At 69.4% G+C, this 10,094-nt stretch carries 10 protein-coding genes; 2 read left to right on the top strand and 8 right to left on the bottom strand.

Annotated elements, in window-relative coordinates:
• The 8 genes from QZ994_RS16480 to QZ994_RS16445 all read right to left on the bottom strand — a co-directional run.
• Positions 1-326, bottom strand: a 326-nt coding sequence (locus tag QZ994_RS16480; protein WP_290874105.1) for a zinc-ribbon domain-containing protein, incomplete at its 3' end; no start/stop codon positions are given.
• 9 nt (positions 327-335) lie between these two features.
• A complete protein-coding gene (prmA, locus tag QZ994_RS16475) occupies positions 336-1,280 on the bottom strand; it encodes a 50S ribosomal protein L11 methyltransferase (RefSeq protein WP_290874108.1) in 945 nt (314 codons plus the stop codon).
• Between the two features lie 36 nt (positions 1,281-1,316).
• Complete coding sequence (gene accC / locus QZ994_RS16470) at positions 1,317-2,666, bottom strand: acetyl-CoA carboxylase biotin carboxylase subunit (RefSeq protein WP_290874102.1); 1,350 nt, start codon at positions 2,664-2,666, stop codon at positions 1,317-1,319.
• Between the two features lie 10 nt (positions 2,667-2,676).
• Complete coding sequence (accB, locus tag QZ994_RS16465; RefSeq protein WP_290874099.1) at positions 2,677-3,138, bottom strand: acetyl-CoA carboxylase biotin carboxyl carrier protein; 462 nt, start codon at positions 3,136-3,138, stop codon at positions 2,677-2,679.
• A gap of 101 nt (positions 3,139-3,239) precedes the next feature.
• The gene (gene aroQ, locus QZ994_RS16460) at positions 3,240-3,698 is read right to left on the bottom strand and encodes a type II 3-dehydroquinate dehydratase (protein ID WP_290874096.1); all 459 of its coding nucleotides are present in this window, start codon (positions 3,696-3,698) and stop codon (positions 3,240-3,242) included.
• A gap of 194 nt (positions 3,699-3,892) precedes the next feature.
• Positions 3,893-4,486: a TlpA disulfide reductase family protein gene (locus QZ994_RS16455; protein WP_290874093.1), complete on the bottom strand. Its 594-nt coding sequence runs from the start codon at positions 4,484-4,486 to the stop codon at positions 3,893-3,895.
• A 48-nt stretch (positions 4,487-4,534) separates the two neighbouring features.
• Positions 4,535-5,143 carry a hypothetical protein gene (locus tag QZ994_RS16450; RefSeq protein WP_290874091.1) on the bottom strand — a complete coding sequence of 203 codons (609 nt, stop codon included), beginning with the start codon at positions 5,141-5,143 and terminating at the stop codon, positions 4,535-4,537.
• A gap of 10 nt (positions 5,144-5,153) precedes the next feature.
• Positions 5,154-7,400 (bottom strand): molybdopterin-dependent oxidoreductase, encoded by a 2,247-nt coding sequence (locus QZ994_RS16445; protein ID WP_290874087.1) that lies wholly within the window; start codon positions 7,398-7,400, stop codon positions 5,154-5,156.
• Positions 7,401-7,536: 136 nt separating this feature from the next.
• On the opposite strand from QZ994_RS16445, the gene QZ994_RS16440 reads away from it, so the two are divergent.
• Both QZ994_RS16440 and QZ994_RS16435 read left to right on the top strand, forming a co-directional pair.
• Complete coding sequence (locus QZ994_RS16440) at positions 7,537-8,103, top strand: OmpA family protein (RefSeq protein WP_290874085.1); 567 nt, start codon at positions 7,537-7,539, stop codon at positions 8,101-8,103.
• A gap of 38 nt (positions 8,104-8,141) precedes the next feature.
• Complete coding sequence (locus QZ994_RS16435) at positions 8,142-9,938, top strand: caspase family protein (protein WP_290874082.1); 1,797 nt, start codon at positions 8,142-8,144, stop codon at positions 9,936-9,938.
• Positions 9,939-10,094 lie beyond the last annotated feature (156 nt).

The raw sequence follows: 10,094 nt of genomic DNA, 5'->3' as shown, positions 1-10,094 counted from the left end.
GTCGGCGCATCGAGCGGCGCCGGCTCGGTCTCGGCAAAGGTGGAGGGGGGCGCGTCCTGGTCCGGGTCGGGTGACTCGGCGCTGTCGCTGTCGCTGGCGATGGGCCCGGAGGCCGCCGTGGGCACATCGGCCACAGGCGGCGGTTCGGCAGCGGGGGCCGTCACACGGGGCGGCGGCGGGTCCTTGTCCAGGTCGAACAAGGTGGGCAGGGCATGGAAGACCTCGTGGCAGCGGCCACAGCGCACCCAGCCTTCAGAGACCTTGAGCTGGTCCTGGACGACTTTGAAGATGGTGCCGCAGTGGGTGCAACGGGTGGCGAGGCTCATGAGGCCCGTTTATGCCACCGAATGCGCCTGTTTTTGGGCGGTCATCAGGATCCAGCCCTCTTCTTCGTTGGCGACCTGCAACCGCAGGCCGACTTCGGCGTATGCGTCCTTCAGTTCCTGCTCCTGGCGGGCCAGGATGCCGGCGAGCACCAGGTGGCCACCGGCGGCAACGTGACCGGCCAGCAGCGGCGCCAGCATGCGCAGCGGCGTGGCCAGGATGTTGGCCAGCACCACGGGGTAGCGGCCGTTGGCTTCGCCGACCATGTCGGGCAGGCCGGCGTGCACCGGAAGTCCGCCGTCCAGGGCCTTGAGATGGCCCAGGTTGGCCTCGGCGTTGGCCACGGTGGCCTCCACCGCGGCCGGGTCGATGTCGACCGCGTCCACCACGCCCGAGCCGTGCAGGGCGGCCCCAATGGCCAGGATGCCCGAGCCACAGCCGTAGTCCAGCACCAGCTGGTCCTGCAGGGCCGCGGCGTTCTGCGCGATCCATTTCAGGCACATGCGTGTGGTCGGGTGGGTGCCCGTGCCAAAGGCCAGGCCCGGGTCCAGGCGCATCACCGTCTTGGCGGCCGCGGGCACCTCGTGCCAGGTCGGCACGATCCAGAAGCTGTCGGTGATGGGCACGGGTGCGAACTGGGATTGCGTCAGGCGCACCCAGTCCTGCTCGCCCACTTCCTGGATGCCTTGCACGTGCACGTCCGTGGCCCAGTCCTGGGCCAGGATCAGCGTGGCGGCTTCCAGCGCTTCGGCTTCGCTCGGGAACAGGCTCTTGATGGTCGAGCGCTGCCAGGCTTCGCGGGCCACGGGCATGCCGGGCTCACCCCAGAGGGCTTCTTCGTGTTCCGTGTCGGCATCGGCGTCTTCGACGGACACGGACAGGGCCTCGATCTCCATGAGCGCGTCGCTCAGGGTTTCGACTTCGGCCTCTTTGGCCAGCAGGGTGAGTTCAAACAGCATGGTCGTGGTGTGGGGTGCAGGCAGCGCCTTGGATCAACGCTTGCGCGCCGCCATCCAGCCTTCGAGGTAATGGATGTCGGTGCCGCCTTCGATGAACTTGGCGTCGACCATCAGCTCGCGGTGCAGCGGGATGTTGGTCTGGATGCCTTCGATCACCGTCTCCGACAGGGCGGTGCGCATGCGGGCCAGGGCCTGCTCGCGGGTGTCGCCGTGCACGATGATCTTGCCGATCATCGAGTCGTAGTTCGGAGGCACGAAGTAGTTCGTGTAGGCGTGCGAGTCCACGCGCACACCCGGGCCGCCCGGTGGGTGCCACATGGTGATGCGGCCCGGTGAGGGGATGAACTTCACCGGGTCTTCGGCGTTGATGCGGCACTCGATGGCGTGGCCACGGTTCTCGATCTGGCGCTGTGTGAACGGCAGCTTTTCGCCGGCGGCCACGCGGATCTGCATCTGCACGATGTCGATGCCGCTGACCAGTTCGGTCACGGGGTGCTCCACCTGCACGCGGGTGTTCATCTCGATGAAGTAGAACTCGCCGTTTTCGTACAGGAACTCGAAGGTGCCCGCACCGCGGTAGCCGATCTTCTTGCAGGCGGCGGCGCAGCGGTCGCCCACCTTTTCGATGGCGCGGCGGGGGATGCCCGGTGCCGGCGCTTCTTCGATGATCTTCTGGTGGCGGCGCTGCATGGAGCAATCGCGCTCACCCAGCCACACGGCGTTCTTGTGCTGGTCGGCGAGGATCTGGATTTCCACGTGACGTGGGTGCTCCAGGAACTTCTCCATGTAGACCTCGGGGTTGCCGAATGCGGCACCGGCTTCGGCCTTCGTGGTCTGCACGGCGTGGATCAGGGCGGCTTCGGTGTGCACGACGCGCATGCCGCGACCGCCACCACCACCGGCGGCCTTGATGATCACCGGGTAGCCCACCGAGCGGGCGATGCGGATGATTTCCTTCGGGTCTTCCGGCAGGGCGCCTTCGGAGCCGGGCACGCAGGGCACGCCCGACTTGATCATGGCCTGCTTGGCCGAGACCTTGTCACCCATGATGCGGATGGACTCGGGCGTCGGGCCGATGAAGACGAAGCCGCTCTGTTCCACGCGCTCGGCGAAGTCGGCGTTTTCCGACAGGAAGCCGTAACCGGGGTGGATGGCCTCGGCGTCGGTCACCTCGGCCGCCGAGATGATGGCCGGCATGTGCAGGTAGGACTGCGCCGATTGGGCCGGGCCGATGCAGACGGCCTCGTCGGCCAGCTTGACGTACTTGGCGTCGCGGTCGGCTTCGGAGTAGACGACGACGGACTGGATGCCCATCTCTCGGCAGGCGCGCTGAATCCGCAGGGCGATTTCCCCGCGGTTCGCGATCAGGATCTTCTTGAACATGAGGCGACCCTTATTCGATGATGAACAGGGGCTGACCGTATTCGACGGGCTGGCCGTTCTCGACCAGGATCTTGGTGATGGTGCCGGCCTTGTCGGTCTCGATCTCGTTCATGATCTTCATGGCCTCGATGATGCAGATGGCCTGGCCTTCCTTGACCTGGTCACCGACTTCCGAGAAGGCCTTGGCGCCCGGGCTGGAGGCGCGGTAGAAGGTGCCCACCATGGGCGACTTGACCACGTGACCGGTTTCGACCGGGGCGGCAGCGGGCGCGGCTTCGGCAGCGGGCGCTGCCGGGGCGGCTGCGGCAGCCGGGGCGGCGGCCACGGGCTGGGGTGCGGCCATGGTCATGACCACGGGGGCGGCGCCGGCCTTGACGATGCGGACCTTGCCGTCGGCTTCGGTGATCTCGAGTTCAGAGACGTTCGATTCCGACACCAGGTCGATCAGGGTCTTCAGTTTGCGCAAGTCCATTTGCAATCTCCAGCAATGCGTGCGGGCCGTGTGGGCCCGTGAGGGGTGCGGTGGCCGGGCGTCCGTGTGGGCCGCCCGGTGTCGTGTGAGCCAGGGTGGCTTCAGCCGCGGGGTGTGGCGTCCTGGGCGGCCAGGCGGTCGAGGGCAGCCTGCAGGGCCATGGTGTAGCCTGCGGTGCCGAAGCCGACGATCACGCCTTCGGCGATGTCGGACAGGTAGGAGTGGTGGCGGAAGGCTTCCCGCTTGTGCACGTTCGAGATGTGCACTTCATAGAAGGGCATGGCCACGCCAGCCAGGGCATCCCGGATGGCCACGCTGGTGTGCGTGAAGGCGCCCGGGTTGATGATCACGAAGCGGGTGCCGTCGGTGCGGGCCGCATGGATGCGGTCGATGAGGGCGCCTTCGTGGTTGCTCTGGAAGTGGTCCAGCTTGACCCCGCGCGCGGCGGCATGGGCCACAAGGCCGTCGGTCACCTGGTTCAGGGTGGTGGCACCGTAGACCTGCGGTTCACGCGTGCCCAGCAGGTTCAGGTTCGGGCCGTTGAGGACAAGAATCGTCATGCTTTGCTGACCCCGTTGCCCTGAGGGCGTTCAAACTGTCGTTTGAGGCGAGGCCAAGAATGTGAAAGTAGGCGGATTTTAGGGGCAAATGCCCGCAAATCAAGCGAAACAATGCAAAGCACCCCCAAACGGGCTTCAGGAAAGCGGACAAATGGGGGTGGTTTGCGTGGTTCGTTTGGGTACCGAGTCCAGCTTCAACCCAGGGTTTTGGCCCAACCGTTGAGCTCGTCCAGGGTGGTGGCGCCCAGTTTGCGCTGCACGATGCGCCCCTGGGCGTTGACCATCACGGTGAAGGGCAGGACGCCGGCGGTGTTGCCCATCGCGGCGGCCAGTTCGGTGCCGCCCAGGCCGGCCAGACCGATGGGGAATCCTACCGCGGTTTTGGCCAGGAAGGCCTTGACCGGGGTCGGGCCGTCGATGGCCAGGCCCAGCACCTGTCCGCCCTGCGCCTGAAAGGCCTGGTGGAAGTGGTCGAGCTCGGGCATTTCTTTCACGCAGGGGCCGCACCAGCTGGCCCAGAAGTTCAACAGCAGGGGCTTGCCCTGAAAGCCGCTGAGTGCCAGGGGCGTGCCGGCAGGGGTGTCGAACTGCTGGGCCCAGAAACCGGCCGGCAGGGGCTCGCCCGCTGTGGCGGCGCTGGCGTCGGGCGTGGTGGCCGGTGGCGCGCTGCGTCGCATGGCCCACCAGGCTCCTCCTGCGGCGGCGCCCAGGCCCACGAGGGCCAGCAGGGCGCGGCGGGCGCCGGAGACCGGTGCCTTCGGATCGGATGGTGGGGCGGACTGGGTCATGGTGATGGGGCTCGTGTGGGCGTGTCGTGAAGGGGGCCTCAGGCGGACTCAGGCCGCAGGCACCGGGGCGGCGGGCGCCGACAGCAGCTTTTGCAGGGCGGCCAGGTCGCCGCGTTCGCTGCGGCCGCGGGCGTCGGGCTTGAGGGCGCCACGCAGGTCGTCTCGGTCGAGGATGGTCAGGTGCAGCCCGATGGGCTCGTTCAGGGCCGGGCAGGGCACGGTCAGGCTCAGGCAGTCGACCATCTCGCCACGAGGGCCTTTGGTGCTGCCCACCTCGTAGGCCACGCCCTTGTCCAGCAGCATGATTTCGGCAGATTTGCTGTCGTCGCAATAGAGCTGGAGGTGGACGTCGTTCAGGCGGGTGGCCGTGCCGCGCCAGATGGCGCCGGTCAGGTGGGGGCGGAACTCGGCCAGTCGGCCCATCCACAGTGCGGCCAGTTCGCGCAGGGCGAGCAGCTCGGCGGGCTGGGTGTCGGCGCAGAACACCTCGATGTATTCGAAAACGGCGTCTTCCACCTGGGTGTTGTCGGGCAGGTCGCCGCGGCCGGTCAGGCCGAGCTGTTTCGCGGCCCGGCGTTTGGCGGGGCCGTATTCGAGGCCTTCTTCCACCACCATGCGGGCGGCGGCGTGGGCGATCTCGGTGCTGGCAGAACTCATGCGCCGGATTCTAGGTGGCCGGGCCGACTGTGACCGGCTGGGCGCTGAAAGCCGCGTTGGCGCTGATGCGATCGGTGAGGTGGTCGTCGCTGAGGTCGTTGAGGCTGGCGCCGGCGTGGGCCTGGGCCACCTGCAGTTGCACACCGGGGCGGTCGTGGCCCCAGCCGTGGGGCAGGCTCACCACGCCGGGGCGGATGTCTTCGGTGAGGTGCAGGGGCACGGTGATGTCGCCCACGCGGGAGGCCACGCGCACCGCCTGGCCGTGTTGCAGGGCGCGGGCGGCGGCGTCGCGGGGGTGCATCCACAGGGTGCAGCGGGGTTTGCCGGACACCAGGCGGGCACTGTTGTGCAGCCAGGAGTTGTTGCTGCGCACGTCGCGGCGGCCGATGAGTTTGAGCGGGCCGGTGGCATCGGGGGCGGGCTCGGCCATGGGGGCACCCGCAAACAGCGCCACCAGGTGGGGCAACTCCTGCCGGATCCCCAGGGGCAGCAGGCCGATGCGGCGCCTGGCGCGCTGCAGGGTCTCGCCCAGCGAGGGTTGCAGCGGGCCCAGGTCGATGCCCTCGGGGTGGGCGAGCAGGTCGCGCAGTCGCAGGGCTGGGCGCCCTTGCCGTCGCGCGGCCTTGGCCGACAGCTTCAGGCCCACGGCCAGCAGGGTGCGAGGCGAGAGCCTGCGCATCAGCCCGCGGGTGGCCAGACCGCGCAGGCGTTGCAGCACGCTGCCGCGCTCCAGGGCCCAGGTGCGGCGGGCATAGCGACGGGCGAGCTCTGAATGGATCTCCCAGTCGTGCATGGTGCCGGGGGCGGGTGGCACGATGGCCGGGCTGTAGCGGGCCACGTTGTGCACGGCGAGGTGGAGGAAGACGAGGTCGGCGTGGTCGTGTTCCACAAAACAGGTGGGCGGCAGGATCACGTGCGCGTGGCGCGTGGTCTCGTTGCGGTAGAAGTCGATGGCCACCATGAAGTCCAGGCCGGCCAGGGCCTGGTCGAGCTGCCGCCCGTTGGGGGTGGAGAGCACGGGGTTGCCGCAGGAGGTGACCAGGGCGCGCACCTGGCCACGGCCGGGGGTGAGCATCTCTTCGGCCATGACCGACACGGGCAGCTCGCCGCCGAACTCGGGTGCGCCCCGCACGCGGCTGCGCCAGGCGCCGAAGTGGCCAGGCCCCATGAGCTGCAAACCGATCAGGTTGAGCGCCGGGGTGGGCAGCAGGGCGCCGCCTTCGCGGTCGAGCTGGCCTGTCAGGATGTTGAGCACCTGGATGGCCCATTGGCAGACCACGCCATGGGCCTGGGTGGAGACGCCCATGCGTCCGTACACCACGCCGCCTTCTGCCTCGGCCAGTTCTCGGGCCAGTCGGCGGGTGGTGGCCGCGTCGATGCCGGTGTGGGTGGCCGTGGTTTCCGGCCGAAAGGGGGCCACGGCGTCCCGCACCGCCTTGATCTGGTCGAGCAAGGGCGCGAGGGCCCCGGGGTTCACGCGCTCTTCGTCGAACAGGGTGTGGATCAGGGAGAGCAGCCAGGCGGCGTCGCTGCCCGGGTCGATGAAGTGGTGCTCGTCGGCGATGGCGGCGGTTTCGGTCTTGCGCGGGTCGATCACGACCAGCTTGCCGCCGCGCGCGGCCAGGGCCTTGAAGCGGGCCCGGATGTCGGGCGCCGTCATCAGGCTGCCGTTGGAGGCCATGGGGTTGGCGCCCAGCACCAGCATGAAGCGGGTGCGGTCGATGTCGGGCACGGGCAGGCGCAGCTGGTGGCCATACAGCCAGTGCGAGACGAGGTGGTGGGGCAGTTGGTCGACCGAGGTGGCCGAGTAGCGCTGCCGCGTCTTCAACTGGCCGAAGAACAGGTGGCCGTGGGTGACGTTGCCCCAGTTGTGGATGCTGGGGTTGCCCTGGTAGACGGCCACGGCCTGGCTGCCATGTTGTTCGCGCACCCGGGCCAGACCCTCGACGACCAGGTCGAAGGCCTCGTCCCAGCCGATCGTCTGCCAGCGGTGTTCGCCGTCGACGGTGACGCGCTTGACGGGCTGTCGCAGGCGGTCCGGGTCTTCGTGCAGGTCTTTCAGGGCCAGGGCCTTGGGGCAGATGTGGCCGCGCGAGAGCGGGTCGGCCTTGTTGCCCGAGATGCCCACGATGCGCTGCTGCGCCCCGTCGCCCTGCACCTGGAAGGTCAGCCCGCAGATGGCCTCGCAGAGGTTGCACACGCCGTGGCGGGTGTGGAGGGGGCCCGTGGGGGCAGCGACCGAGGGCGTGTGGGACATGGTGGGGCAGCCATCAGGCCGGGCGATGCGATTGCTTACATTCTCCCCCCATCGGGGTGGCCTGACCCGGGTGCAGCCGCGGGAGGTGCCCAGTGAAAATGCCGATTCACTTCCATACAAATCTGAGGGGATGCGCATGAACCACCGATTCCTGATCCGCCTGGGTGCCATCGCCGCCCTGTGCTGTGCCAACTGGGGGGCCGGGGCCCAGAACGTGATCGCGTACGGCGAGGGCCAGACGCCTTCGGCGCAGGACGTGGCCGACATCCTCTCTCGCGGTGCGGCCGAGCAGGTCAAGCAGCGCGGCCAGTTGCCGGGCTCGCCTTTTGCTGCCCTGACGCAAAAGCCGGTGAGCAACGTGAGCGAGGCCAGTGCCTTGTCGATCCCGGTGCAGTTTGGTTTTGACTCGGCCGAGCTGTCGCCCCAGTCCCGCGCCCAGATCGATGCCATCGCCGAAGGCATCCGCCTGACCGATGGCACCGTGCGCGTGGTGGTCGAAGGCCACACCGATGCCAAGGGCCGGGCCAGCTACAACGACCGCCTCTCGCTGCGCCGCGCTGCCGCGGTGCGCGACTACCTGGTCCACGAACGCAAGCTGTCGGCCAAGCTCCTGCTGGTCGAGGGCAAGGGCTCGCAGAGGCTGCTGGACAAGGCCGATCCCTTCAGCCCGCGCAACCGCCGCGTGCAGTTCCGGGCGGGCTGAGCGTGCACACGAAGCCGGCCGGCCAAGGCAAAACGGGCGTGACCTTCTCGAAGGTGTGGCTGGTGTGGCTGTTCGCGTGCGCGCCCTGGGCGACGCCTGCCCACGCGGCCGATGCGCTGGAGCGCCTCAACGCGGGCGAGCAGCGCGACGATGGCCTGGTGCACTGCCTGTTTCCTGGGCAGGTGCGGCGCCTGGGGGCCTTCAGCACCAGCATGACCCCGCGCCGTGCCGCCCGGGTGACGCCCCAGGCCTGCGCGGCCGGTGGCGGCGAGTACATCGAGCCGCAAGACCTGACCATGGCGGCCACCAAGGTGTGGCTGCCCCTGGCCGCCGAGGGGGTGCCCGAAGCCCAGGTGACGCTGGGTGAGCTCTACGAGCGTCAGGGCAAGCCGGCCCTGGCCAAGGCCTGGTATGAAAAGGCCGCGGCCCAGGGGGTGGCTCGGGCCGCTTTCAACCTCGCGGCGCTGTTGAGCAGCCAGGCCGCCGGTGTGGGCGCGGGGGCGGCGGGCACGGTGGCCCAGACGGGGCTGGCCCGGGCGGCGTCGGTGTCGGCATCGGCCACGGTGTCTGCGGCCGATGCCGCGGTGTCGACCCCATCGACCTCGTCCACCGCCGCAAGCGCATCCCAGGCCGGTGCCGACCGGGTGAGCGAGTTGCTCGTGGCCGCCAGTGGCGGGCTGGTGGCCGGCCTGGGCTTTGCCCAGCGCGAGCCGCTCAAGGTGGAGTTCGTGGCGCCCAGCGCGGCCGCGCCCTTGCCGCGTCCGGTGGGTGGCCAGGTGCTGGTCGAGGCCGAGCCAGGGCCGGCCACGGTGGTGGCCCGTGTGGTCGCGCCGGGTGGCCTGGCCTCGGTGGCCTCCGTCAAGGTCAATGGGCAAGACCAGTCTCCCGATGCCCAGGGCTTCCTGAGCATCCCGGTGTCGGTGGGCGAGGCCCGCACCAGCGTGACGGTGCAGGCGCAGGACACCACGGGTCACCAGGCCCAGGCACAACTGGCCCTGGTCCAGCGTTCGCCATCGGCGGGTGGCACAGCGGGCGGCAGCGTGGCACCTTCGGCGGCGGTGGTGGCCGCAGCGGTGAAGTCGCCGGTGGAGCTGCTCAAGGGGCGGCGTCTGGCCCTGGTGTTGTCGAACGAGGCCTACGTGCACTGGCCGCGCCTTGACACGCCCGTCTCGGACGGCCGCGCCGTGGCCGCCGCCCTGCAGCAGCGCTTCGGATTCGAGCCCACCGTGCTGGTCAACGCCAACCGGCAGCAGATGCTGGCCGCCCTCTCCCGTCTGCGCCAGCAGGCCGGCCCCGAAGACCAGGTGCTGGTTTACTACGCCGGACATGGCCACATGGACCCGGTGACCGCACGCGGCTACTGGATCCCTGTTGACGGTGCCGAGCAGGACCTCGCTCAGTGGGTGTCGGTGATCGACGTGACCGACCAGCTGGCGGCCATGCAGGCCCGTCACGTGATGGTGATCGCCGATTCCTGTTACGCGGGCACCCTGGTGCGTTCGCTGATCCCGCAGATCGACCAGGCCCTGAGCCCTGCCCAGCGCGTGGCCCCCTTGCAGCACCTGGCCCAGCAGCGGGTGCGCGTGGCCCTCACCTCCGGTGGGCTGGAGCCGGTGGTCGACGGCGGCAGCATCGATCACTCCTTGTTTGCCCGCAGCCTGCTCGACGTGCTCGACCAGGTGCAGGCGCCGGTGGCCGCGCAGGAGTTTTTCGGGGCGGTTTCTTCGCGTTTTGCCCACCTGGCCCGGCGACTGAAGGTGCCTCAGCAGCCGCAGTACGCACCCATCGGCTTTGCCGGCCATGAGGCCGGTGACTTCGTGCTGGCGCCGCGCTGAGGCGGCTTCGATGCCATGCAGGCGCGCCGCCTCCTGAGGTCGCGCGCTCGGCGGCTCGGCCGCTCAGCGCTGGGGCGTGAAGTCCGCGGCCGAGCGCGACCAGGCTCGGGCCTCGGTTTCGATCAGGCGCAGTCGCCGCCGCAGCCAGGGGCTGGG

Origin of the sequence: Aquabacterium sp. (assembly GCF_021768455.1) — a bacterium.
GTDB lineage: Bacteria > Pseudomonadota > Gammaproteobacteria > Burkholderiales > Burkholderiaceae_C > Aquabacterium.
Note: the sequence above shows the minus strand (reverse complement) of the source record. Positions and strands in the feature narration are given on the sequence as shown.